The sequence below is a fragment of the Rhodococcus sp. B50 genome, assembly GCF_013602415.1.
Classification (GTDB): domain Bacteria; phylum Actinomycetota; class Actinomycetes; order Mycobacteriales; family Mycobacteriaceae; genus Rhodococcus.
On sequence record NZ_WPAG02000002.1, the window covers coordinates 2,641,916 to 2,667,444 of the forward strand.

Here is a 25,529-nt window from a genome sequence, read left to right on the forward strand (position 1 = left end):
ACTCGTCGGTCACTGTTCCGGACGGCGCAGCGCGCGGATGGTCGCGTCGACGACGAGTTCGGCGTACTCGTCGTCGACGCCCTGGCCCGGCGTGGTCAACGCGAACAGGGCGTGGCTGAGCACGGTGCCGGTGACCATCTCGAGCAGAAGCGTCGCCGAGGTGTCGGCAGGAAGTTCGCCGCGCTCGACAGCCCGGTGCACGATCGTGCGGGCCGCGAGCACACGACTGCGGTTGAGTGTGAGGGTCAGCCGGGCGAGCAGTTCGGGATGGGCGCGGGCGTCGAGCGCGACGCGCAGGCTCACCAGACCGGGGGTGGTCCGGTAGCCGCGCAACAACTGCCGGGCGAGTTCGACGAGATCCGACCGGAGCGCGCCGGTGTCGATCGGGACGGGCAGCGGACTGCGCGCCTCGAGCGCTTGGACCAGCAGGTCGTCCTTGCTCGACCACCGGCGGTAGAGGGCGGCGCGGCCCACCCGCGCGCGTCGCCCCACGGCATCGAGCGTGAAGCCACGCCAGCTCGTTTCGGAATACACCTCGAGTACGGCGTCGAACACACGGTCCTCGAGATCGGCGTCGCGGGGGCGGCCGCGGCGCCGCGGGACAGGAACTTCGGTCACGTCGGGCAAGTGTGCCAGACCACTCTCCAATTTACAGACTGAAATAGTCCGTATTAAGCTGGCGGCGCCCTCCTCCCCCGAGCAGACCGAAGGAACGCCATGACCGACCCCACCCGGGTGCCCGTCGTGATCGGCGTCGGCGACCTGCGCTCCGGCCGTGCCGGTGCGCCCGCCGACCCGCGTGAACCGCTCGACCTCATCCACGAGGCCACTCTCGCCGCAATCGCCGACGCCGGCGCCGATCTCGCCACGCGGATCGACACCATCCACGCGATCAAGACCGCGAGCTGGAACTACGACGACCTGCCGGGCCTGCTCGCCGCACGCCTCGGCGCGACACCCGAGCACACGTCGACGACCCCGATCGGCGGCCACTGGCCGGCGGCCCTGCTCGATCGCATCGGCCACGACATCGCCGCGGGCACCAGCACCGTCGCGCTTCTCGTCGGCGGTGAGGCACAGGCCTCGGCGACCAACTCGTACAAGGCCGGAACCGATCCCGCCACGCTCGGATGGACCACCGCCCCGGGCGGTCCGGCACCGATCGGCAACGAGGACCTCGGCAGCCCTGCGATGCAGCGCGCCGGCATGATCGTCCCCACGCGGGTCTACCCGCTGTTCGAGAACCGGCTCAGCCACGATCTCGGGCACTCCCGCGAGAAATCGCTCGACTGGTCGACGACCCTGTACGCCGCCTTCTCGGAGTTCGCCGCCGAGAACCCGGCGTCCTGGAACCCGGAGCGCCGCACCGCCGACGACATCCGCACCATCGCCGGCAAGAATCGTCTCGTCACCGACCCGTACCCGCTGCTGGTCAACGCGATGCCGTTCGTCGACCAGGCCGCGGCCGTGGTCGTCACCTCGCTCGCCGTGGCGCGCGAACTCGGCGTCCCGGACGGCCACCTGCTCTACGTGTGGGGCGGAGCCGGCGCGACCGAGCCGTCGGACGTGCTGGCGCGCGGCGACTTCGGACGTTCCGCCGCACTCGACGACGCGTTGCGCCGTACCCTGGCGGCGACCGACCTGCGCCCCGGCGACTTCGACATCATCGACGCCTACAGCTGCTTCCCGGTGGTGCCGAAGCTGCTCGTCGAGCAGCTCGGCCTCCCCCGCGACACCGTCCCGTCGGTGACCGGCGGTCACTCCTTCTTCGGTGGACCGCTCAACAGCTACACGCTGCACTCGGTGGTGTCGGTCGCGAAGCGTCTGCGCAAGGACGGCGAGCTCGCCCTCGTGCACGGCAACGGCGGTTATCTGACCTACCAGCACGTCGTGGTCCTCGGTTGCGCTCCCCACACCGACGGATATGTCGGCGACCCGGAGCACGTACTGCTCGAACCGTCCGCACCCGAGGCGGTGGCCGACTACACCGGCGAGGTGCAGATCGTCACGGCCACGGCAGAATTCGGCCGCGACGGCAAGCCGTCGGTCGGTTTCCTCGTCGGCCTCACCCCCGACGGCCGTCGCGTCTCGGGCCAGACCGACGCCACCGGCGCCGCGGTCCTCGCCGCCGGAGCCGACATCGTCGGCGAGAACGTGCACGTCACCGACAACGGCGGTCATCTCACCGTCACCCGCATCGAGCACCTGTCCCCCGAGGAGTCCCAGTCGTGAGCGAACCCGTCGTTCTCGTCGAGAAGCGCGAGCACGTTCTGCTCGTCACCATCAACCGTCCCAAGGCTGCCAACAGCATCAACGCCGGCGTACACCAGGCACTCGGTGAAGCCTGGGACCGCGCCGAACAGGACCGCGACGTGCGCGCCGTGGTGCTCACCGGCGCAGGCGACGCCGTCTTCTGCGGCGGCGCCGACCTCAAGGCACTGGGCACCAAGGGACCGGACGGCGTCACCCCGCCGGAGACCGCCCACTGGGGCTTCGCCGGTGTCGTCAAGCACCACATCTCCAAGCCTGTCATCGCGGCGGTCAACGGCACCGCGCTCGGCGGCGGCACCGAACTCGCCCTCGCGAGCGATCTCGTCGTCGCTTCGGACACAGCCGAATTCGGTCTGCCCGAGGTGCACCGCGGCCTGATCGCCGGTGCCGGCGGCGTGTTCCGCATCGGGCAGGTCATCCCCCGCGCCGTCGCGATGGAGCTGGTTCTGACCGGCAAGCCGATGTCATCCGCCGACGCCCTGCGCTGGGGACTCGTGAACCGGGTCGTCCCCCAGGCCGAGGTGCTCGACACAGCCCTGGCTCTCGCGAACGACATCGCAGCCGGCGCACCGCTCGCCGTGCAGGCGAGCAAGACCGTCGCCCGCGGCATCATCGACGGCAACATCCCCGCCGAGGACCTGCCCTGGGAGCTGACCGACAAGGCCCTCGCGCGCCTCACCACCAGCGCCGACACCCTCGAAGGCGTCATGGCCTTCATGCAGAAGCGCGCACCCGTCTGGAAGGGCGAATAAGCATGACCACCACCGAAGTGATCCGCTGGGACACCGACGAGCAGAAGGCGCTGCGGCAGCTCGCCGCCGACTTCACCCGCAAGGAGATCGTCCCCCACCTGGACGAATGGGAACGTGCCGGCGAGATCCCGCGCGAACTGCATCGCAAGGCCGCCGACGCCGGTCTGCTCGGAGCCTCGGTCGCCGAGGAGCACGGCGGCTCGGGCGGCACCGCCCTCGACATGCTCGCGATCCTCGAGGAGATCATCCTCGCCGGTGGTTCGTCGGGCCTGATCTCGGCGCTGTTCAGCCACGGCATCGCCACTCCGCACATCGTCTCCTCGGGCAACACCGACCTCATCGAGCGGTTCGCGCGACCCGCTCTCGAAGGTCGCGCGATCGGTTCGCTCGCGATCTCCGAGCCCAGCGGCGGCTCCGACGTCGCGAACATCCGCACCACCGCACGTCGTGACGGCGACGAGTACGTCCTCAACGGTGCGAAGCTCTACATCACCTCGGGTACGCGCGCCGACTTCGTGACCACCGCAGTGCGCACGGGTGACGCCGGTGCCGGCGGCATCTCGCTCGTCGTCGTACCCACGGACACACCGGGTTTCACGGTCTCCCGCAAGCTCGACAAGATGGGCTGGTTGTGTTCCGACACCGCCGAGTTGTTCTACGACGATGTGCGTGTGCCCGTGAGCAACCTGATCGGCGCCGAGAACTCGGCCTTCGGTCAGATCGCCCAGCAGTTCCAGGGTGAGCGCCTGTCGCTGGCGTTCCAGGCCGTCGCCACCGCGCAGCGGTCCTTCGACCTGACCGTCGAATGGGTCAAGTCCCGCGAGACGATGGGCCGGCCGCTGTCGAAGCGCCAGGTCGTGCGTCACCGCCTCGCCGAGCTCGCCACCGAGATCACCGCCGCGAAGACGTTCTGCCGGTCCGTTGCCGAGCGGTGGGTCAACGGCGAGGGCATGCTGCTCGAAACCTCGATGGCGAAGAACAACGCCGTCAAGGTGTGCGATCACGCCGTCATGGAAGCCGTGCAGCTCGCAGGTGGCATCGGCCTGATGCGTGAGAGCGAGGTCGAACGCCACTTCCGCGACGCCCGCGTCCTCGGCATCGGCGGTGGCACCAACGAGATCATGAACGAGATCATCAGCAAGCTGCTCGGCTTGTAGATCTCCGCCTGGACCAGGGGGAGGAAATGTGCGATTTTCCTTGCGGAGACGCACATTTCCTCCCCCGACCTGCTTCAGTCACGCGCGCGGAGCATCTCCAGCGCCGCGACGACCACCGCCGCGATCACGACGTGCATCAGTGTCAGCGCGACGGTGCTCGGCGTATCGAAGTCGGCGGAGATCGTGCCCTGGATCGTCGCCAGCGGCAGCAGTGCCCCGACGACCTGCGCGATCCGGACGAAGCCGTTCCACCACAAGGTGAGCAACGCGGCGACCGCGAGGCCGACGGTGAGCGGAACGACGGTCATGAACACCACACCGCCCGGTGCCGCACTCACCACCTCACCGGCGTCGGTGTGCTCGAACGAACCACCGGCGACGATCCCGACCCCCCACAGCACGAGATTCGCGACCAGCGCCGCCGCGACGGACACGACGACCACCACCGCGGCACGCGCACGCCGGGAGTTCGGGAGAAGCGTGGACCTACTGGATGTTTCGGTGACAGACATGAATCCTCCTGATGGGCGTTCCTTCTGACGACGCCCATCCTGCGACCTCGAGGCGACTCGAGGTCAAGGGGATTCAGTCGAGATCTTCGGCGAGCTCCATCCACTGCTCCTCGGCCGCTTCCTTCTCCGCGACCACCTCACGCAACTGCGCATCGAGTTTCTGTAGACGGTCGGGGTCGGTCGCCGCGTCCGCGAGGTCGTGGTGCAGCTTCTCCTCCCTCTCGGTCAGCTTCGCGACGAGACGCTCGAGTCGGGACAGTTCCTTGCGCGCAGCGCGCTCCGCGGCACCGTCGCGCCTCTTCGGCTGATCTTCGGCGTCAGCGGATTTCGCGACGGTCGACGCCACCGACGGCACGTCCCCGTCGCCCATGGCGGCGCGTCGGCGCAGGTACTCCTCGATGCCACCGGGAAGATTGGTGAGCCGGCCGTCGCCGAACAGTGCCCACGTCGAATCACAGATGCGTTCGACGAGGTAGCGGTCGTGGCTGATGACCACGAGGGTTCCGGCCCAGCCGTCGAGCAGGTCCTCGAGCTGCTGGAGGGTGTCGATGTCGAGGTCGTTGGTCGGCTCGTCGAGCAGCAGCACGTTCGGCTCGGCCATGAGCACGCGCGTCAACTGCAGGCGGCGACGCTCACCACCGGACAGGTCGCCGACCGGGGTGCGCTGCCGGGCCGGCGTGAAACCGAGCCGTTCGGCGAGCTGACCGGCGGAGATCTCCTTGTCGCCCAGGGTGATCCGCTCCGCGACATCCTTGACGGCCTCGAGCACCCGCATGTCGGTGGGCAGGTCGTCGAGTTCCTGCCGCAGCCAGCCGATCTCGACGGTCTGGCCCTGGACACGCCGTCCCCGGGCCGGTTCCAGTTCGCCCGCGAGCGTGCGCAGCAGGGTCGTCTTGCCCGAACCGTTGACGCCGACGAGGCCGATCCGCTCGCCCGGGCCGAGACGCCAGGTGAGGTCGCGGACCAGTTCGCGTCCGTCCGGGGTGGTGAGGGTCGCGTCCTCGAGTTCGATGACGATGCGGCCGAGGCGGCGCTTCGCGAAGGACGCCAGCGCCACCGAATCGCGCGGCGGCGGCACGTTCGCGATCAACGCCTCGGCAGCCTCGATGCGGTACTTCGGCTTGGACGTGCGGGCGGGGGCACCGCGACGCAGCCACGCGAGCTCCTTGCGGGCGAGGTTGCGGCGCCGCTCCTCCATCGCGTCGGCCTGACGGGAGCGCTCGGCGCGCGCGAAGATCCAGTCGTTGTAGCCACCCTCGTAGCTCTCGACCCGGCCGTTCACCACTTCCCAGGTGCGGGTCGCGACGGTGTCGAGGAACCAGCGGTCGTGGGTGACGACGACGAGGGCGCTGCGCCGCGACAGCAGGTGCTCGGCCAGCCACTGCACGCCTTCGACGTCGAGATGGTTGGTGGGCTCGTCGAGGACCAGCAGATCGAGATCGCGGACGAGGGCGGCGGCCAGGGCCACCCGGCGGCGCTCACCGCCGGACAGGCCGTCGACGACCGCGTCGAGACCGAGATTGTCGATGCCGATACCGGTGAGCACCGAGCGGATACGCGCATCACCCGCCCACTCGTGCTCGGCCACACCGAGCGGGCCGAGGACGACCTCACCGACGGTCGAGCCCTCCGGCAACCCGCCACGCTGGGTCACGACGGCCATGCGGAGACCGCCCACGCGGCTCACCCGGCCCGAGTCGGGCTCCTCGACGCCGGCGAGCACCTCGAGCATCGTCGTCTTGCCGCCGCCGTTGAGACCGACGACCCCGATCCGCTCCCCCTCGTTCACGCCGAGGGACACCGAGTCGAGCAGCGGCTTGATGCCGAAGGACTTCGAAACCTGTTCGAGGTTGATCAGATTCGCCACGTGGAGCAACGCCTTCCGAGAATTGCGGGGATGTACTGCGGGAGCACAGGGATCAGGGCTGGGCGGGATCGGCGTCGTCGACGACGCGGGCACCGGGTACCGGGCCGGACGCGACCCGCACCGTACGGCACACACCGGCACCGGCGAGTTCGGCGCTCACGGTGACGGCGGCGTGCTGGTCCTCGACGAGGAACGCGCAGGTCGGACCGGACCCGGAGACGATGCCCGCCAGGGCGCCGGCCTCGACACCCGCCCGGAGCGTGCGCCGCAACAGGGGGTCGAGCGACAGGGCCGCGGCCTGCAGGTCGTTGCCGAGCAGCGGGGCGAGTTCGTGGGCATCGCCGGAGCCGAGCGCGGAGAGCACCGCGTCGGCGCTGCCGAGCCGGTGGGGTTCCCCCTCCGCGCGCAGACGGTCGAGCTCGCGGAAGACGACGGGGGTGGACAGGCCCCCCTTCGCGAGGGCGAGCACCCAGTGGAAGGTGCCGCGGGTGAGGACGGGGACGAGTCGCTCGCCCCGCCCCGTTCCGATCGCCGTTCCGCCGTGCAGGCAGAACGGCACGTCGCTCCCGAGTCGAGCGGCGAGATCCGCGAGATCCTCCCGCGACGCCCCGATCCCCCACAATGCGTCGAGTGCGACGAGCGTCGCGGCCGCGTCGGCACTGCCACCGGCCATTCCACCCGCGACGGGGATGCCCTTCTCGATCGTGATCGCCACCTCGGGGGTGCGGGCGGCCCGCTCCGCCATCATCTCGGCGGCACGCCACGCCAGGTTCGTCGAATCGGTGGGCACCGCGTCGGAGCCCGCCCCGTGCACCGTCACGCTCAGGGTGTCGGCCGGGACCACCGACACCTCGTCGTACAGGGACAGTGCCTGGAAGACGGTGTGCAGGTCGTGGTAGCCGTCGGGACGGAGGTCGCCCACCGCGAGATGCAGATTGACCTTGGACGGGACCCGCACTGTCACGGGGGTCGGCACGACGGAAAGCACGAGTACAGAGCTTACTCGGGATGAGGAAGCTTCCCGACCGCTGCAGCCACGCTCTACGATCGATCGACTCTGAACACTCTGGAGGAAATGTGACTCGTTCCGTACGCAATGCGGTCGCCGTCTGCGCCGTCGCCGTGGCGGCCACCATGGGAACCGCCGGCGTCGCCTCGGCCGAACCGGCCCCGCCGCGCGTCTGCTCGCTCGGCGACCTGGTCCTGCGCTCGCTGAATCTCGTGGACTGCGTGAACCCGCCCACGGGCTCCGCCGGAGTGGCGACCGGCTCCGCCGACTCGGCGGGCTCGTCGACCGGCTCGTCGAACTTGGGCATCACCGGTTACGGGGCAATGATCGGCTGACCGGACGAACGAATCCGGGCCGGCACCCTGAGGTGCCGGCCCGGATTCGGAGAATTATCGGTATCAGCCGATGACGTTCACGCCGGTGGCCTGCGGGCCCTTCTGGCCCTGGCCGATCTCGAAGCTCACGCGCTGGTTCTCCTCGAGGGTGCGGAAGCCGCGGCCCTGGATCTCGGAGAAGTGCACGAAGACGTCAGCGGAGCCGTCCGAGGGAGCGATGAAGCCGAAGCCCTTTTCGCCGTTGAACCACTTCACAGTACCTTCAGCCATGTTGCTGTCCTTCACTTGCAGGCAGAACGGATGTAGACGTTCTGTCTCGTCGGGAGTCGGTTTCGGCTCCCGGGTCTGTCACTACACGGCTGAAACGATTCCATCGTGGCTATCGCATCCGCTCGCAACCAGAAATGTGCGAGGGGTAAACCACGAACACACTACCTAACGACCGAGGACAACTTAACCACAGATCGCGCCCGCCCGCCAGGAAGGGTGACCGGGATCACTCGACGGCGGCGCCCACCCGTCACTCCACGTCGGCGAGTCGCACGAAGGCTGCGGCGTCGAGCTTCTCCCCGCGCGTCGATGGTTCGATACCGGCGGCCAGCAGGCGCCTCTCGGCTTCCGCGGGTGAACCGGCCCAGCCACTCAGCGCGGCACGCAACGTCTTTCGTCGTTGCGCGAAGGCCGCGTCGACGACGGCGAACACCCGGGCGCGCGTCTGCGCGTCGGTCGGCCACGGGGGCTCGGCATAGCGGTCGACACGCACGAGACCCGATTCCACCTGGGGAACGGGCCAGAAAACTGCACGTCCGACGGCACCCGCCCTGCGGACGTCGCCGAAGAACCGCGCCTTCACGCTGGGCACGCCGTAGATCTTGCCGCCCGGCTCGGCCGCGAGCCGGTCGGCCACCTCGGCCTGCACCATCACGAGAGCAGTTCGGAGAGTGGGGAATTCGGAGAAAAGATGCAGCAGCACCGGGACCGCCACGTTGTAGGGCAGGTTCGCGACGAGCGCGGTGGGCGTGACGGGAAGATCCTTCGGCAGCACCTTCATCGCGTCCATGTGCACGACGTCGAACCGGTCGGCGAGCTGCGGGGCCCGCTCCCGCACGGTAACGGGAATACGCTGCGCGAGAACGGGATCGAGCTCGACAGCGATCACGCGGTCGACGACGTCGAGCAGGGCGAGGGTGAGCGAACCCAGGCCCGGCCCGACCTCGAGCACGACATCGTCGGCACCGACCCCTGCGACGTTGACGATGCGGCGCACCGTGTTCGCGTCGTGCACGAAGTTCTGGCCGAGCTGCTTCGTCGGGCGCACCCCGAACTCCTCCGCGAGTGCGCGGACCTCTGCGGGTCCGAGCAGCGCGGCGAGGCCGCGCGGAGAAGCCGGGGTGGCCCTCGGAGTGGTTTCGGGATCGTCTGCTGACACGTGGTGAACCTAGCGCACTCGGGAGGAGGTCACGCCGTGCACACCCGTGCCGGTCAGCGCAGACCGAGCTTGCTGGTGCAGGCCGGCCACGCGCCCCAGCCCTGGGCGGCCTGGACCTTCTCCGCGACGGCGATCTGCTGCTCGCGGGTCGCGAGATCGGCGCGCGGTGCGTACTGGGTGCCGCCGAAGCCGGCCCACGTCTGCTGCGTGAACTGCAGGCCGCCGTAGAAGCCGTTGCCGGTGTTGATGGCCCAGTTGCCGGTCGCCTCGCACTGGGCGAGGGAGTCCCAGGTGGAAGCGCGGCCCGAGGCCGGCACTGCAGGCTTCGGCTTGGTGCCGACGCGGACCACCACGGGCCGCGGCTCGGCGAGGACCGTCGACGCGGTCTCGGTGCGTCCGACCTCGACACCGTTGACGGTGTGGACGTCGAAGGTCACCGACCGCTCGCCGGGAGCACCCGGGTCGCCCACGGCGGTCTCCCCCTCGAGCATGTTCGGATCGTCCACGCGGTTCTCCGGCGGGGCGATCGGCAGGTTCTCGGTCCGCGACTCGGTCCGGTCGCGGGTGATCACGACCTCCATGCCCTCCTCGAGCGGAGCGTCGAGGGCAGGGGTGACGCTGTCGGCCTGCTCGAGCTTCGTGCCCTGGGTCTCCAGGAACTCCGCGACCGTCGGCGCGGCGACGCGCACCTCGGCGGCGGGCGCACCGTTGTCGGCGAAGCGCACGGTCTTGGGGTTGACGACCTCGAGATCGGCGCCGTCGAGCGGGAGGCGGTGCGAACGGGACGCGGAGACGTACGCGTCGTCGGAGAGGCGGAACTGGTCGAGCGCCTCGTCGACGGTCAGCGCGGTGGTCCACACCGAGCGCTCCTCCCCGTCGACAGTGAGACGGACCTCGCGGGCCTGACGCAGGACGATGGTGTCACCGTCGGAGACGGACGAGTCGACGGCCGGGGCCACGACGTCGTTCTCGTCGACGGTGTAGCCGGCGGCGGCCAGGATGTCGCCGACATTGGAGTTCATGGTGCCGAAGGCACGCTGCTCACCGTCGACGTCGAGGACGACGTCCTTGTGCTGAACCACAGCAGTGGCACCACCGGCGCCGAGGGTGACGAAGACAGCGGCGACCACCGAGTAGAACACCGGCGACTTGACGCGATTGATCTTGGTGAAAGGTGACACGATTATTTCCAGACGGACGACAACTGTGATCACAGCACGGTAACGAGACGGCATTGTTATTGCAACTTCATGCCATCTAACAGCGCAGTTGATGATTTCCGTCAGATCACGACGCAGATCACAAATATCGAATCGGTATTACCTTGATCATTTCGACTGTCCGAAATTGCCTTTTTCTATCGGCATTCGGAAAACGGAATTCCTCTCGAATCGGGCGTCCGAGCAGCTGGGCTCTGTGACGTGACCGAGGGCTCTGCCCCTATGTGCTGCGCCCCATCCCGGAAGGTCGGGGCGCAGCCCCGCTCACGGGTGATCGAACTGCCGCCGGGCGGCGCTGTGCAGGCGGAGTTCCTCATGGGCACCGAGGAGAAGTGGGCGTTCGCCGCGCGCCGCGGGTTTCGGATCGCCTGTCGGTAGCCAGGACCGGCGTCAGCGCCCGGCCGACCCGCTGGTGAGCGGGAGATCGGCCGATCCGCTCGGCGGCACCGGGAGTTGCGGAATCGGCACGGCGGGGGTGGTTCCCGTACGGGCCATCACGTCCATCAGGACGGCGTGCATCGCCGCGACCTGCACGGGATCGAAGTTCGCGAGATCGAGCGGGTTCGCGCGATTGTGCATCTCCAGTGGGTCGGCGTGCAGGTCGTAGAGTTCGAACTGCGGCAGCTCGCGTCCCGACGGATCGAAGTACATCGCGTACTTCCACCGATCCTGCCGGACAGCGCGAATGTGGTTGGGCTGTTTCACCGTCGTCTGACCGTTGGCCGCGGCGGCGTTCTCGTCGTCGAAGGTGAACAGGACGGTGTCCTGCACCTGTGCCGGCGTGCCCGCGGAGGCTCCGTCGATCACGGGCGTGAGGTCGACGCCCTTGAACGTCCACGCGGAACGGTCGGGCACGGCGGCCATCGTCGCGAGGGTGGGCATGACGTCGATCAGCGAGGCGAGCGCATCGGTGGCGACGGGTTGAGGGAACATCACCGGATTGCTCACCACGAGAGGAACGTTGAGGGTCTCCTCGTAGGCGTTGAAGGCCTTCTGACGGAGCCCGCCGTGCGACAGTCCCATCTCACCGTGGTCGGCCACCCGGAAGACGACGGTGCGTTCGCGCATGCCGGACACCGATTCCAGCGCATCGATGACGGTCCCGATGTGCTGGTCGACCACCTTGTGCATGTAGGCGTACAGATTGACGTACTGCCTGGCCGCGTCGGGACCGACGAGCGGGCCGAGCGCGCCCGCGAGCAGAAGGAGCAGCTCGGCCTGGGCCGTCGGCTTGAAATTGCGGAGCAGGTCTTCGTCCATGTTGGGAGGCAGGTCGATTCCCTGATCGAACGCTTCGGGAGCGACCGCACCGTAGTTGTTGCAGTCGCCGTCGACCTGATCCCACGTCTTCGGGTACGAGAGGATGTCGTGCGGGTTCGCGAAGGACACGATGAGCGCGAACGGCCTGTCGTCGGTGGCGCTGCGCGACCGCAGGAATTCGGCGGCCTCGGAGGCGATCTTGCTGTCGTGGTCTGCGCAGCCGCCGCCGAAGTTCTCCGGCGCGGTGTCCTGCCCGGCCTCCGGTGGAATCCATCCGGCGAAGCCGTATCGGGCGATGTCGTCGGGCGACGGGTCGCCGCCGTCGGCGCCCTTGCTCATGTGCCATTTGCCCCGGTAGTGGACGTCGTATCCCGCGGAGAGCAGCATCTTCGCCATGTTCTGGCCGTCCACCGGCAGCACGGGTTCGGTGGGCGAGAGTGTGCCGCCCTCGGTGAGGGTGCTCACGACGCCGTGCTGGGCGGGATAGAGGCCGGTGAAGAACGTGCTGCGACTGGGCGAGCACATCGCGGCGTTGCAGAACGACCGTGTGAAGGTCAGTCCCGTATCGGCCAGTCGCTGCCGGTTGGGCAGATTGTTTCGCGCCCAGTCGGCCGGCCAGTGCATCGGCTGTCGTTCCTGGTCGGTCATGATGATCAGAATGTTGGGGCGCTGCGGCGTCCGCGGCTGCGCCGCAGATGTTCCTGCACCCACGAGCCCGGCAGCGAGGAGCGCGCCCGCGCCCACGAGGAAGGTCCGTCGATTGACATTCCACGTGGTGTCGCGACGCGGAACAGCTTGCTGCACGGTCATATCGATCCTGTCGGAGAAATCCGTGAAACGCATTTGTCGTGCAGGAGAATAACAAGACATATGTGAAAAGCGCGCGCTTCGGGACGAAAAAGGCACTGCGGACGATCGGGAGAAATCGTCCGCAGCGCCTCGAACCGCAGGTCAGGCTGTACGCAGAAGCGGGACCTTCCGCGCGAGGACACGGTCGATGCTGAAGGCCCCCGCGCCGACCGCGGCGAGGAGGAGAGCCCCCGCGCCGAGCGCGGCGACGAGTTCGAAGCCACCGTCGCCCACATAGATTCCGTTCTCCACGTGCACGATGAAGAACGCACCGAGCATGAGCAGGAACAGCAGGACCCCGAAGACGGGGACGAGGACGCCGAGGATGAGCGCGAGACCGCCGAGGATCTCGATCCAGGTGGCGACGAAGGCCGAGATCGCGGGAGCGGGAACACCCATTCCTTCGAAGCCGGCCTTGGTGCCTTCGTATCCCCACGTGTTGAACTTCTGCAGTCCGTGGACGAGGAAGATGACGCCGAGCACCAGTCGGGCGATCAGGATGCCGATATCGCGGACGAGAGGGGTCTTCATGTCGAGCCTTTCGATTCGGAGGCCGGAGAGCCCCGTTAAGTTGAAGCGACAACTAAGATAGCAACCGATGGTTGTAGCTTCAACTAGACCTTCCGTGCCGGTTCGGGACGGGTGCCGGCGAATGCCTCCCCCAGCAACCGTCGCACCCCGACCCGCGTCACCTCCCGCGGATTCGGATAGGGCTTCGCGGTCGCCAACCGCGCCGCCTCGTCCAGATCCGCCTCCCGCATCCCCAGCTCCTCGAGACTCGTCGGTCCCCCGGCCGCCGCCACCAGGTCGTAGACACCCGCGGGAGCCGACTCCGTGCCGAGGGCCTGCGCGACTCGGGCCATGACCTGCGGCACCGACGGTTCGTTGTAGGCGAGCGCATGGGGCAACACGACGGTGTGTGTGGCGGCATGCGGCAGGTCGAACGAACCCCCCAGGGTGTGACAGAGCTTGTGGTGCAGGCCCATCCCCGCCGAAGCCAGGCAGGTACCGGCGAGCCACGCGGCGAGCAGCAGATCCGAACGTCCCTCGGGATCCGCCGAATCCGCACCGAGGGCAGGGATACCCCGCGCGATCGCGGCCACCGCCTCGAGCGCGAGGGCGTCGACCATCGGGTTCGTCTGTTCGGAGTACAGAGCTTCGATCGCATGGGCCATCGCATTGATCGCGCTGGTCAACGCCAAGGGAATGGGCATCGACGTGGTGAAGTCGACGTCGTAGATCACGGTCTCGGGCAGGAGGTCGGGCGATGAACGTGTGGTCTTCACACCGTCCGCGGTCTCTCCGAGAACGGGTGTCACCTCCGACCCGGCATAGGTCGTCGGCAGGATCACCTGATCGATCCCGGTGCGGACCGCCAACGCCTTGGCCAGCCCGGTGGTCGAGCCGCCACCGACCGCGACCACCGCGTCCACATCGTTCTCGGTCACCCGATCGAGGACCCGCTCGGTCACTTCGACCGGCGTGTGCATCACCGCGCCGTCGAACCGCGCGACCTGCAGATCGCCGAGTGCTCTCTCGACCAGTTCGGCCTGTGGTCGCACGTGCTCGCCGGCGAGCAGCAGGACCCTCGAACGATCGAGTCGACGTACTTCGTCCGCGACCCGCGAGGCGGTACCGGGGCCGAAGATCACACGTACCGGATGAGAGTTGTAGACGAAGGAACGCATGCCCGTATTCTCACGACGCACGTGAGGGCACGCGTGCCCTTTACGAAAGTCCGTACACCCGCTCGGCGTTCGCGGTGGTGGCCGCGGCCAGTTCGTCGGCGTCCTCGCCGCGCACCTCGGCGAGCGCGCGCACCGTGTACGGCAGGCAGTACGACTCGTTCGGCGCGCCCCGGAAGGGATGCGGCGTCAGGAACGGCGCATCGGTCTCCACCAGCACCAGCTCGCGGGGCACGAGCGGCGCCGCCTCGCGCAGGGCCTTCGCGTTCTTGAAGCTCACGGTGCCAGAGAAGCTCAGCAGGTATCCGGCGTCGACGCACCGGCGGGCCATATCGGCATCCGACGAGAAGCAGTGGAAGATCACCGTCTCGGGTGCACCTTCGTCGTGCAGGACGCGCAGCAGTTCGGCGTCGGCCTCGCGGTTGTGGATCATCAGGGTCTTGCCGAGACGCTTCGCGAGGTCGATGTGCCAGCGGAAGCCCTCTTCCTGTTCGGAGGGTTCCGCGCATCCGTCGAGCTTGCCGGGCCAGTAGAGGTCGAGGCCCGTCTCCCCCACGGCGACGCACCGGGGGTCGGCGGCGAGCGTCTCGATCTCGGCGCGGGTGGCGTCGTCGAGGCTGTTCGCGCGGGTCGGATGGATGGCGACGGCCGCGTAGACCCGATCGTCCCAGTGCGCGGCCCGCACGGCGAACCGCGCTGCCTCGAGATCGTCGGCGACGGTGACGATGCGTCCGACACCCACCGCGGCGGCACGGTCGACGATCGCGGAGGTCGTCGCGGCGTCCTCGGCACCGCACGCGTCGAGGTGCGTGTGGGCGTCGACGAGCGGACTCAACGGTTGCGGGGCTTCGGGGGCGGGACGGGCTGCGCTCACGACCTATAAACTACTGGCCACCATGACTGCGCCTGATTCCTCCCGCCCGGCTGCCGGCGATCCCACCCGCCCGCCGTTCTACGTCACCACCGCGATCGCGTACCCGAACGGCGCCCCGCACATCGGGCATGCCTACGAGTACATCTCGACCGACGCGATCGCGCGGTTCAAGCGTCTCGACGGCTTCGATGTGCGTTTCCTGACCGGCACCGACGAGCACGGTCTGAAGATGCAGCAGACCGCCGCGAAGGAAGGGATCCCGGTCACCGCACTCGCATCCCGGAACTCGGACGTCTTCGAGGCCATGGACAAGTCCTTGAACATCTCGTACGACCGGTTCATCCGCACCACGGATGCCGATCATCTCGAGGCGAGCAAGGCGATCTGGCAGCGAATGGTCGACGCGGGCGACATCTACCTCGACACCTATGCAGGGTGGTACTCGGTCCGCGACGAAGCGTTCTACACCGACGGCGAGACCACGCTGCTCGAGGACGGTTCGCGGATCTCCACCGACACCGGCACCCCGGTGGAGTGGACGGAGGAATCCACCTACTTCTTCCGGCTGTCCGCCTACGAGGACAAGCTGCTCAAGCTCTACGAGGAGCAGCCCGACTTCATCGCACCGGCGACCCGCCGCAACGAGATCGTCAGCTTCGTCTCCGGTGGCCTGAAGGACCTGTCGATCTCCCGTACGACCTTCGACTGGGGCGTCCCGGTTCCCGACCATCCCGACCACGTCATGTACGTGTGGGTCGACGCACTGACCAACTACCTCACCGGCGCCGGTTTCCCCGACACCGAGGCGGAGTCGTATCGCCGGTACTGGCCGGCCGACCTGCACGTCATCGGCAAGGACATCACGCGGTTCCACACCGTGTACTGGCCGGCCTTCCTCATGTCCGCGGGTCTCGACCTGCCGAAGCGGGTCTTCGTCCACGGCTTCCTGTTCAACAAGGGCGAGAAGATGTCGAAGTCGGTCGGCAACGTCGTCGATCCCCTGGAGATGGTCGAGCAGTACGGCCTCGACCAGCTGCGCTTCTTCCTGCTCCGCGAGATCTCCTACGGCCAGGACGGCAGTTACAGCCACGAGGCCATCGTCACCCGCATCAACGCCGATCTGGCCAATGACCTCGGCAACCTCGCACAGCGGTCCCTGACGATGGTCGCGAAGAATCTCGAGGGCACGGTGCCCACGCCGGGCGATTTCACCGCCGAGGACGAGGCCATGCTCGCCCAGGCCGACGCACTGCTCGGGAAGGTGCGTGCCGAGTTCGACGTCCAGGCCCTGCACCTCGGTCTCGAAGCGATCTGGCACGTACTCGGTGAGACCAACCGCTACTTCTCCGCGCAGCAGCCGTGGGTACTGCGCAAGACCGATCCCGAGAGGATGGCGACGGTCCTGTACGTCACGCTCGAGGTCGTACGGATCGTCGGTCTGCTCGTCCAGCCGGTGATGCCGGACGCAGGCGCGAAGATCCTCGACCTGCTCGGTCAGGCACCGGAGGCCCGGGAGTTCGACGCCGTCGCCACCCGTCTGGCTCCCGGCACGGCACTGCCCGCGCCCGCGCCGGTGTTCCCGCGATACGTCGACGAGGACTGAGGCGTCACAACACGGTTCCGGTCCGGTGGCGGAGAGCGTCGACCAGCGTGTTCTCCGTCGCCACCAGAACCTGTCGGTGCCGTGCGCCACACTGCGGCGCATGCGCAGCGATAGAACACATGTTCGACCCGGTGGCCTGAACGAGCACGCCCTTCTCACCGAGCTGGGCGGTGCCTACGAGCGGGGATGGCAGCCCGCCGACATTCTGCACGTGACGGCCCGTTCGGGTGGCACCTCCGACGTCGCGTTCGCCGCAGCCACGATGCTGTTCGATGCGCAGATCCGGCGTGCGGCCGAACGCGCCCCCGTCGAGTGGGTGCGGCAGATCGACGAGATCTCCCGCCGTCACCCGTATCTCGTCCGCGCCACGGCAGCCCCGGTACTGGCCGACGGTCTGCGCCGGGTCTCCCCCGACGTCACCCGCTTCGAGATCGAGAGCCTCGCCTTCGCCTGGAAGTACCTGCCGTCCTTCGCGATCCTCACGCCGCCGCCCTCGCGGTGGCCGTCCATCCGCTCTGCCGACACCGCTGCCTCCACGCCGCCCGACACCCGGATCCTCGAACGCATCCGGGCACTGTTGTCGAAGGCCGAATCCACCGACTTCCCCGACGAGGCAGAGGCGCTCACCGCGAAAGCGCAGGAACTCGTCTCCCGCCACGCCGTGGGTGCCGCGTTGCTCGCCGGGCCCGGTTCCCGCACCGACCCCGTCGTGGGCCGGCGTATCCACCTCGACAACCCGTACATCCGGGAGAAGGTCCTGCTCCTCACGGCCATCGGCGACGCGAACCGGGTGCGCACGGTGTGGTTCACCCGCGTGCAGATCGCGACGATCGTCGGTACCGCGACCGACCTGCAGCAGGCCGAGATGCTGTACACCTCGCTGCTCGTGCAGGCCGGGCGCGCCGTGCAGGCGGCCGGCACGGCGGGGCGACGAGGAGCGTCCGCGACCTCCTTCCGCCGCGCCTTCCTCACCGGCTACGCGCATCGGATCGGCGAACGTCTCCGCGAGGCCGACGTGCGGGCCACCGCCCACGCCGCAGCCGATGCACAGGTACCCATCACGACCCTCGCGCCGATCCTCGCCCGGCGGTCCGATGCCGTCGACACCGAGTTCCGGCGACTGTTCCCCGTCACCCGCGACTCGCGTAGCCGCGGTGTCGACACCGACGGCTTCCACGCCGGTCGCGATGCGGCCGACACCGCGTCGCTGACCCCCGGGCCCTGCCCCGTCGATCGCTGAAGGTCGACCACCCGAGTGACGGGCATCTCAGGATCTCGTGCCCACGCCGTGTCACATCCATGCCGCGGGTGGTGTCACATCGGTAGCACCACTTCCGACAGCGAAGGGACGAGAGCGATGACAACGCAATTCCATGTGGTGGTCGTAGGCGCAGGGTACGCCGGGGTGATGGCCGCGAACCGACTCCTGGCCGAACATCCCGAGGTGGCGGTCACGGTGGTGAACCCGCGCGCGGTCTTCGTCGAACGGGTCCGGCTCCACCAGGTGGCAGCCGGTTCCGGGACCGCCACACACGACCTGTCCGAGCTCCTGCATCCGCGGGCGACGCTGCGCGTCGGCTCGGTCGTGCGGATCGAACCGCATGCGGTGACCCTCGCCGACGGTGCGGTCCTGCAGTGCGACGCGGTCGTCCACGCCGTGGGCAGCGCGTCGGGTTCCGGCGCGATTCCCGGTGCGGAGAAAGCGTTCTCCGTGGCCGACCTCGACTCGGCCACCGCTCTTCACGACGCCCTCGTGACAATGGACGATCACGCTTCCGTCGTCGTCATCGGCGGTGGCCTCACCGGCCTAGAGACCGTCACCGAACTCGCACAGTCCCATCCGCGACACGCACTCACCCTCGTCGGCGATCCGGGCGCCGATCTTCCCGAGAACACGCAGCGCTACATCCGTCGCCGGCTGGAGGAACTGGGCGTCAGGCTCCGCTCGGGAACGCGGGTCACCCGCATCGACGACGAGTCGGTCGAACTCGACGACGGCAGCGCGATTCCCGCGACCCTCGTGGTCCGGACTGCAGGCTTCTCCCTCCCCGACCTCGCCCGTCGCAGCGGTCTGCCGGTCGACGACGCCGGCCGTCTCCGGGTGCGCGACACCCTCCAGGCGGTCGACGGCACACCGATCGTCGGAGTGGGCGACGCGGTGACGGTGGAGGGCAACGACCACCTGCGGATGAGCTGCCAGGCAGCGATGCCGCTGGGCAGCCACGGCGCCGACACCGTGTGGCAGCTGCTCCAGGGACGCGAACCGGCACCGCTCTCGCTCGGATTCGTCTCGACCTGCATCTCGCTGGGCCGCGATCGGGGCGTGGTGCAGTTGTCCGCACGCGACGACACCCCGTCGAGGTGGGCGGTGCGGGGACGGCTCGCGGCACCGGTGAAGGAAGCCGTCGTTCGTGGGACCATCCGTGCCATGCAACTCCAGGCGCGCGGGCGGGCCCTGCCGACCCGGCGCGGACCGGACACCTCCGCACGGGACGAGGTGCGCGTATGAACGGCGACGGTGTGGACGTCTTCACCGAGCACCGCGGACTGTTGTTCTCGATCGCCTACGAGATCACCGGCAGCGTCGCCGACAGCGAGGACGTCCTGCAGGAGAGCTACATCCGCTGGGCCCGCGCCGACACCGAGGCAGTCGACAACCCGCGGGCCTACGCGGCGCAGATCGTGACGCGTCAGGCGCTGAACTCACTGCGGTCGGCGCAGCGCCGCCGCGAGGACTACGTCGGGCCGTGGCTGCCCGAACCGATCCTCACCGCTCCCGACGCGGCCCACGAGATCGAACTCGCCGAGGCGGTGTCCACCGCGATGCTGTTAATACTGGAGACGTTGACGCCCGTCGAGCGGGCGGTCTTCGTGATGCGAGAGGTGTTCGGTTTCGAATACGGGCGCATCGCCGAAGCGGTTGACCGCACCGAGAGCGCCGTCCGGCAGATCGCGCACCGCGCCCGCGAGCACGTCCATGCCAAGCAGCGGCGCTTCACCCCGGCGGGCGTCGAGACCGACCGGGTGGTCACCGCCTTCCTCACTGCCGCGACCACCGGTGATCTCGACGGATTGCTGTCGCTGCTGGCTCCCGACGTGGTGTACCTCGCCGACGGCGGAGGCAAGGTCAACGCGGCCCGGGTCCCGGTCCTCGGTGCCACGAAGGTCGCCCGGCTGTTCCTCGGGCTGGTCCGGCACCCCTTGCCCGACATGACGATCGAGGCCGCAGTGGTGAACTCGATGCCCGGCGTCCTCGTCCGCTCGGCAGGGGTCCTCGACATGGTGCTGCACTTCGAGATCGACGAAGGACTGGTCACCGGGGTCTACGTGGTGCGCAACCCCGACAAGCTCACGCATCTCGGGGCTCGTCCGGACTCCTCCGACCGGCCATGACAAGCTGACGCCATGCGGATGGAACGACTCGGCCGCGGCGGCACCGTCGATCGCGTTCTCGGTGCACTGGCGGAACGCGCCCGGATCCTGGCCATCCCCGCCCCGGCGGCACTGTCGGGCGAGTGGTTCGGAGCTGCGGCCGTGCTCGTCCCGTCCGTATCCGTCGAATCCGTCCCACCGGCGGAGGTCTTCTCGCTCGCATCGGATACTCCCGTGTCCGGCGGCGACCGGCCACTCATCGGGGGCGGTCGCATCGGGTACCTCGCCTACCCGGATCGCGTCCCGGACCGTCCCGCGCTGCCCGTGGCCGCGAGCGGGTGGACCGACACCGTCCTGCGGCTCGACGCCGACGGATGCTGGTGGTACGAGACCCTCGGCACCGCACCCTGCCCCGACGATCTCGCCTCCGCCGTCCTCGATCCACCACCCGTGGCCTCCGACTGGCACATCGCATGGACGCCGCCCTCCCGCGACGAGCACCGCCGCGGCGTCGAACGGTGCCTCGAGGCGATCCGCGCCGGTGAGGTGTACCAGGCGTGCGTGTGCACCCGGTTCACCGGACGGTGGGACGGCGACCCGCTGGCGTTCTTCGCCGACGGGATCTCCCGGACGGCCCCGGCACGGGCCGCCTACCTGCAGGGATCCTGGGGCGCAGTGGCGTCGTTGTCGCCCGAACTGTTCGTCGCCCTCCGCGACGACACCATGCGGTCGAGCCCGATCAAGGGCACACTCCCCCGCTCCGCCGACCCGGCCCGATTACGGGCGTCGGTCAAGGACGTCGCCGAGAACGTGATGATCGTCGACCTCGTGCGCAACGACCTCGGGCGCGTCGCCGAGACCGGTTCGGTGCGGATCGAGGATCTGCTGACGGTGCGGCCCGCCCCGGGGGTGTGGCACCTGGTGTCCACCGTCGCGGCGGAGCGGCGACCGGGCGTGACAGTCGCCGACATTCTCGACGCGGCGTTCCCACCCGCCTCCGTCACCGGGTGCCCGAAGATCCGCGCCCGCACGCTGCTCACCCGATGGGAGGGTTCGGCGCGGGGCGTCTACTGCGGAACCATCGGCATGACGAGTCCGATCGCCGGCACCGAACTGAACGTCGCGATCCGCACGGTCGAGTTCGGTCGCGACGACACCGGCGACGGCGTGAGCGCGCTCGGTGTCGGTGGCGGCATCACCATCGATTCCGACCCCGACGCCGAATGGCAGGAATGCCTCGACAAGGCCGCCAGCATCCTCACGCTCGGCGACAGGCGGGTCTGCCCTCAGCACACCTTGTCCGGCGGTGCCGGTAATTCGTAGCGGTCGAGCACGTCGTCGAGTCGCACCGAGGTGGAGCGGCAGATGCGGGCCACGACGGCGTCGGCATCGAGCCCCCACGTGCGGAGCAGACCGTCGCCGCCGGCGGCGACGATGGTGCCGTCGGGCGCGAAGGTGACCTGCCAGCGTCCCGTCCCCATGTCGGTGACCGGCCCGCCGATCTCGTTCATCCCGTCCGGGTCGGCGACGTCCCACAAACGGACCGTCCCGTCGTCGCTTCCGCTGACCGCGCGGGTGCCGTCCGGGGTGATCGACACCGAGTAGACGGTGCCGCTGTGGCCGCTCAACCGGGTGTCGCGGGCGACGAAATCCCCGGACTCGGCGCGGTCCCAGACCACGACGTCGTGGTCGTCGCCGCCGGTCACCAGCACGTCGCTCGAACCGCCGAAGGCCGCGGTGTTCACCCCGGTGGCGTGCCCGTCCGTGACGTTCACCCGTCCCGGGGAGCGCGGATCGGTGACGTTCCAGGCGTAGATTTCGCTGTCGGCGCTCGTGACCACCAGGCTCCGGCCGTCGGGACTGACGGCCGCACTGCGCACGAGATTCTTCGGCCCGGTCAGCGGTTCACCCCACGGCACGGGCTCCGCAGGATCCGCGATGTCCCACAACTGCACCGAGAAGTCGTCGGCGCCGGTCACGAGGGTCGTGCCGTCGGGGCCGAACGCCAGGGCCGAGGTGAACCTCGTGGCCAGCGGCACCGGGTCGCCGAAGGGCTTCGGCGCCGACGGATCGCGCACGTCCCACAACTGCACGCTTCCGCCGGATGTCGGCGCCGTGGCCAGAATGGTCCCCGAGGGCGAGAGCGCACACACATACGCGCCGCCGAGCGGGCGCGGCAACGCGATCCCGCCCGCACGGTTCCAGTCGCCACCCTCACCGACCCGCCAGAGGGTGATATCGGGGCCGTAGCTGCCGGTCGCCACGAGGGCACCGGCCCGATCGATCGCGGGTCGGGTCAGCGCGCCGTCCGCCACGGCCACGCGGGTCCGCGGCATCGTCCACACCCGGACGTTGGCGTCCTGCCCACCGGTGACGAGGGTGTTCCCCGTCGGGCTCACCGCGAGCGTGGGCACGCCACCTCCGTGTCCGGTCAGCGCCGGGCCGATCTCGTCGAGGGTTCGCGTGGCGGGGTCGATGTCCCACAGTTTCGCGGTGCCGTCCCACGAAGCACTCGCGAGTGTGCGCCCGTCGGGTAGGAAGGCGATGTTCCAGACGCCGCCGGTGTGGGCGTTCGTCGGCATCCCCAGCGGACGGGCCGCGCGCGGATCGGTGGTGTCGAACAGGTGCAGCACCCCGTCGTCGCTGCTCGCCGCGAGGACCGTGCCGTCTCCGTTGAAGCTCACCGAATGGGCGACGTCGCCGAACCCGGTCAGCGGCTCTCCGAGCTGTACCGGCCTCGACGGCGTGCTCACGTCCCACAGACGGACGGTGCGGTCGTCGCTGGATGTGGCGAGGATCTGTCCTCCGGGACGGAAGGCGACCGTCCGGACACCGCCGTCGTGCTCGTCGACGAGGGTGACAGGGAAACGGCCCGAACCGGGGTCCGCAGTGTCGACGAGTGCTACGCGACCGTCGTCGTACGGCACGGCGAGCATCCGGCCGGTGGGCGAATACCGCACGTTGTGCACGGCACCGCCGGCGTACACCTGCCGGTCGAGCACCACGCGCGGCGCGGCACGATCCGTCACGTCGTAGATCCACACCCCGCCGTCACCTGCACCGATCGCGAGGAAACGACCGTCGGGGCTGAACGAGACGGACGCCATGTACTTCGTCGACAGCTGCAGCGGCTCACCCACCGCCGCCGGTTCGTCGCCGTCGAGCGCCCACAAGCGGACGGTGCCGTCGTCGCTCGCCGAGGCGAGGGTGGAGCCGTCCGGTGAGACGACGACGCCGTAGACCGGGCCGCTGTGCCCGCTCAGCGTGTAGGCGAGGGGCACGGCCTGACTGGCGATGAGCCGGGAGTACGCGACCGGGCTGTCCGGCCGGAGTTCGGCCGCCACCAGCGCCAGGTTCGCCGAGATCGTGGGGTCCTCGTCTCTCAGGGAATCGGACAGCGCGACGATCTGCTGGAACTGGGCGGCGCTCCGCTCCGTCTCGGCCCGGCCTTTCGCGTCCCAGGCCAGACCCGTCATCACGAACGCGATGATCGTCGACAGCGCCATCGCCGAGATACCGGTGCGGCGTGCTCGTGTTTCACGAGCGATCTGCCGCCGGGAGGCGTCGAGGAAGGCCACGGCCGTCGGGCTGAGCGCGACCGGTCCGCGCCGGTCCTCGGATGTTCCCGCCATGGCGAGATGCGGATTCTGCTCGCTCACGACGTCCATGCGTCCGCGCTGGTAGAGCAGTTCCCGGTTGCGTCCGGATCCGAGCCACGTCAACGCGTCGGCCTCGATCTGCTGCCGCAGGGCGGCGCCGGCACGGTCCTGCTGGATCCACGATTTGAGCCGGGGCCACGCGTCGATCACGGCGTCGTGGATGAGTTCGACGCACTCGGCGTCGACGACGAGCACCCGGGCCGACACGAAATGGTCGAGCACGCGCTTCGACGCGGCGCGATCCTCGCCTCCCACCGCCAGCAGTTCGTTCAGCGGGCGTGCGATCTTGACATCCGTGCCGGTCGTGGTGACGTACACCAGGTGGACGAGCATCGACCGGGCGCAGGCGCGGTCGGCGTCGTCGGTGAGGTTCTCCCACGCCCGTTCGGCGCCTGCGGCGACGGATCCGCGGACACCGCCGGTCGCGCGGTATGCGGCGACGGTGAGCGTGCCACCACTGCGCTTGTCCCACAGCGAGTCGAGCAAGTGGGACAGCAGGGGAAGTTCGGTGCCGCTGATCTCACCGTCGGCCAGGCCCGTGAGGTCGTGGAGGATGAGGTCGACGAGACCCGGTTCGAGGCGGACCCCCACCAGCTTGGCCGGAGCGGTGATCACCTCGACGAGGTCGTCGCGGTCGAGCGGCTGGACGGTCTTGGTCCGCCGCTCCAGGGCCCGGGCGAGCACCGGAGTCGTCACGGCCTGGTCGTAGAAGTCCGAGCGCATCGTCGCGACGACGAGGGCCGGAGCGTCACCGTCCGTACCGGTCGACGCGGTCTCGAGCAGGGTGAGGAAGACGGCGCGGAGAGCACTGTCGTTGCACTGGGTGAACAGTTCCTCGATCTGGTCCACGACGATCAGCAGCAACGACGACGACGACCGCGAGGCCGCGGCACGCAGGGCCGCGTGGACCGCGACGTGGTCGGTGGGGTCGCCGACGTCGGCCAGCTCGGGCAGCGCGTCGACGAGTCGCGCCACCGGGTCGGTGCCGGGAGTGAGGACCACCGGATGGCAGTCCGGTCCGGAACACAATTGGGGAATGATGCCGGCCTGCACGAGCGAGGACTTGCCGACGCCGGACGCACCGGTCACCACGACCGGCCCCTGCCCGTGGGAAGCCGTCACCACGTCGGCGAGGCTGCGCACACTCTGGGTCCGCCCGAAGAACAACCGGGCGTCGTTCTGGCGGTAGGACGCGAGGCCCTTGTAGGGACGGATCCCGGGCGGCACGGAAACGGACGTCGTCTCCTTGGTGCGCGAAGCGTTCACCTGCCCACGGGCGGCCTTCCACCAGTTCTCCCATTGCTTCAGGGAGTACAGACCGGGAGCCGGCGGTTCGGCGTTGAGTTCCCGGGCCGCGCGGATGAGGACCACGAGCACCGGATGCACCGACTCGAAGTTGGCCGGCATCCGGGTGCCGCTACGCCAGTCGCTGACCCGCTGGACGGAGACGGTCCGGTCGCTGCCCACCGCGCGGGCGACGCTCGAGGCATCCGAGACGACCTTCTTGAGGGCGGGACGACCGGCGGCCGCGAACAGCATCCGCAACTGGTCGGCGAAGAACTGACGCTGCGCCGAGCCGGGCTTTCCGTCGGTGTCTCCCATCCGTTCCGCGCCCCTCGTACTCCCGTTCCCCGCGCTGAAACATCCGCTGCGGAAAAATTCCTCACCATGCCTG

21 protein-coding genes are annotated in these 25,529 nt (G+C 69.0%); 9 read left to right on the forward strand and 12 right to left on the reverse strand.

The window, feature by feature from the left end; all coding sequences use genetic code 11:
• Nucleotides 1-9: 9 nt before the first annotated feature.
• Nucleotides 10-618, reverse strand: coding sequence for a TetR/AcrR family transcriptional regulator (locus tag GON09_RS12405; protein ID WP_213932034.1), 609 nt, complete (start codon nt 616-618; stop codon nt 10-12).
• Between the two features lie 99 nt (nt 619-717).
• Between GON09_RS12405 and GON09_RS12410 the strand changes: the two genes are divergently transcribed.
• From GON09_RS12410 to GON09_RS12420, 3 genes are read left to right on the forward strand one after another with little or no spacing between them, the layout of a single operon-like run.
• Nucleotides 718-2,232, forward strand: coding sequence for an acetyl-CoA acetyltransferase (locus tag GON09_RS12410; RefSeq protein WP_213932035.1), 1,515 nt, complete (start codon nt 718-720; stop codon nt 2,230-2,232).
• Entirely contained in the window at nt 2,229-3,023 is a 795-nt protein-coding gene (locus tag GON09_RS12415) for an enoyl-CoA hydratase/isomerase family protein (protein WP_213932036.1), read from the forward strand. Before GON09_RS12410 ends, GON09_RS12415 begins: the two co-directional genes overlap by 4 nt.
• A gap of 2 nt (nt 3,024-3,025) precedes the next feature.
• Complete coding sequence (locus GON09_RS12420; protein WP_213932037.1) at nt 3,026-4,180, forward strand: acyl-CoA dehydrogenase family protein; 1,155 nt, start codon at nt 3,026-3,028, stop codon at nt 4,178-4,180.
• Nucleotides 4,181-4,254: 74 nt separating this feature from the next.
• Here the strand turns inward: GON09_RS12420 and GON09_RS12425 are convergent, their stop codons facing one another.
• The 3 genes from GON09_RS12425 to GON09_RS12435 all read right to left on the reverse strand — a co-directional run bounded on the left by GON09_RS12425 (nt 4,255) and on the right by GON09_RS12435 (nt 7,547).
• Complete coding sequence (locus GON09_RS12425) at nt 4,255-4,692, reverse strand: DUF6069 family protein (RefSeq protein ID WP_213932038.1); 438 nt, start codon at nt 4,690-4,692, stop codon at nt 4,255-4,257.
• A gap of 73 nt (nt 4,693-4,765) precedes the next feature.
• Nucleotides 4,766-6,559: an ABC-F family ATP-binding cassette domain-containing protein gene (locus GON09_RS12430; RefSeq protein WP_213932039.1), complete on the reverse strand. Its 1,794-nt coding sequence runs from the start codon at nt 6,557-6,559 to the stop codon at nt 4,766-4,768.
• Nucleotides 6,560-6,611: 52 nt separating this feature from the next.
• The gene (locus tag GON09_RS12435) at nt 6,612-7,547 is read right to left on the reverse strand and encodes a 4-(cytidine 5'-diphospho)-2-C-methyl-D-erythritol kinase (protein ID WP_213932040.1); all 936 of its coding nucleotides are present in this window, start codon (nt 7,545-7,547) and stop codon (nt 6,612-6,614) included.
• An 89-nt stretch (nt 7,548-7,636) separates the two neighbouring features.
• Between GON09_RS12435 and GON09_RS12440 the strand changes: the two genes are divergently transcribed.
• Nucleotides 7,637-7,903, forward strand: coding sequence for a hypothetical protein (locus tag GON09_RS12440; protein WP_213932041.1), 267 nt, complete (start codon nt 7,637-7,639; stop codon nt 7,901-7,903).
• A 63-nt stretch (nt 7,904-7,966) separates the two neighbouring features.
• Here GON09_RS12440 and GON09_RS12445 read toward each other — a convergent pair whose 3' ends face one another.
• From GON09_RS12445 to GON09_RS12475, 7 genes are all read right to left on the reverse strand, one after another.
• Complete coding sequence (locus GON09_RS12445) at nt 7,967-8,173, reverse strand: cold-shock protein (protein ID WP_006553820.1); 207 nt, start codon at nt 8,171-8,173, stop codon at nt 7,967-7,969.
• A 250-nt stretch (nt 8,174-8,423) separates the two neighbouring features.
• The gene (gene rsmA, locus GON09_RS12450; protein ID WP_213932042.1) at nt 8,424-9,332 is read right to left on the reverse strand and encodes a 16S rRNA (adenine(1518)-N(6)/adenine(1519)-N(6))-dimethyltransferase RsmA; all 909 of its coding nucleotides are present in this window, start codon (nt 9,330-9,332) and stop codon (nt 8,424-8,426) included.
• 53 nt (nt 9,333-9,385) lie between these two features.
• A complete protein-coding gene (locus tag GON09_RS28720; RefSeq protein ID WP_213932043.1) occupies nt 9,386-10,513 on the reverse strand; it encodes a resuscitation-promoting factor in 1,128 nt (375 codons plus the stop codon).
• Nucleotides 10,514-10,942: 429 nt separating this feature from the next.
• Nucleotides 10,943-12,622, reverse strand: a complete 1,680-nt coding sequence (locus GON09_RS12460; protein ID WP_213932044.1) for a sulfatase-like hydrolase/transferase — start codon at nt 12,620-12,622, stop codon at nt 10,943-10,945.
• Nucleotides 12,623-12,763: 141 nt separating this feature from the next.
• Nucleotides 12,764-13,192 carry a DoxX family protein gene (locus tag GON09_RS12465; protein WP_213932045.1) on the reverse strand — a complete coding sequence of 143 codons (429 nt, stop codon included), beginning with the start codon at nt 13,190-13,192 and terminating at the stop codon, nt 12,764-12,766.
• A gap of 83 nt (nt 13,193-13,275) precedes the next feature.
• Nucleotides 13,276-14,349 (reverse strand): maleylacetate reductase, encoded by a 1,074-nt coding sequence (locus GON09_RS12470; protein WP_213932046.1) that lies wholly within the window; start codon nt 14,347-14,349, stop codon nt 13,276-13,278.
• Nucleotides 14,350-14,389: 40 nt separating this feature from the next.
• Nucleotides 14,390-15,220: a TatD family hydrolase gene (locus GON09_RS12475; protein WP_213932047.1), complete on the reverse strand. Its 831-nt coding sequence runs from the start codon at nt 15,218-15,220 to the stop codon at nt 14,390-14,392.
• A 22-nt stretch (nt 15,221-15,242) separates the two neighbouring features.
• Here GON09_RS12475 and metG point away from each other — a divergent pair, with 22 nt between their 5' ends.
• From metG to GON09_RS12500, 5 genes are all read left to right on the forward strand, one after another.
• Nucleotides 15,243-16,823, forward strand: a complete 1,581-nt coding sequence (gene metG / locus GON09_RS12480) for a methionine--tRNA ligase (RefSeq protein ID WP_213932048.1) — start codon at nt 15,243-15,245, stop codon at nt 16,821-16,823.
• A gap of 100 nt (nt 16,824-16,923) precedes the next feature.
• Complete coding sequence (locus GON09_RS12485; protein WP_213932049.1) at nt 16,924-18,063, forward strand: DUF2786 domain-containing protein; 1,140 nt, start codon at nt 16,924-16,926, stop codon at nt 18,061-18,063.
• Between the two features lie 117 nt (nt 18,064-18,180).
• On the forward strand, nt 18,181-19,332 hold the full coding sequence (locus GON09_RS12490) for an NAD(P)/FAD-dependent oxidoreductase (protein ID WP_213932050.1): 1,152 nt from the start codon (nt 18,181-18,183) through the stop codon (nt 19,330-19,332).
• Nucleotides 19,329-20,216 (forward strand): RNA polymerase sigma-70 factor, encoded by an 888-nt coding sequence (locus tag GON09_RS12495; RefSeq protein ID WP_213932051.1) that lies wholly within the window; start codon nt 19,329-19,331, stop codon nt 20,214-20,216. Before GON09_RS12490 ends, GON09_RS12495 begins: the two co-directional genes overlap by 4 nt.
• A gap of 12 nt (nt 20,217-20,228) precedes the next feature.
• On the forward strand, nt 20,229-21,518 hold the full coding sequence (locus tag GON09_RS12500; RefSeq protein WP_213932052.1) for an aminodeoxychorismate synthase component I: 1,290 nt from the start codon (nt 20,229-20,231) through the stop codon (nt 21,516-21,518).
• Here the strand turns inward: GON09_RS12500 and GON09_RS12505 are convergent.
• Nucleotides 21,482-25,456, reverse strand: coding sequence for an nSTAND1 domain-containing NTPase (locus GON09_RS12505; protein WP_213932053.1), 3,975 nt, complete (start codon nt 25,454-25,456; stop codon nt 21,482-21,484). The genes GON09_RS12500 and GON09_RS12505 overlap by 37 nt on opposite strands.
• Between the last annotated feature and the right edge of the window lie 73 nt (nt 25,457-25,529).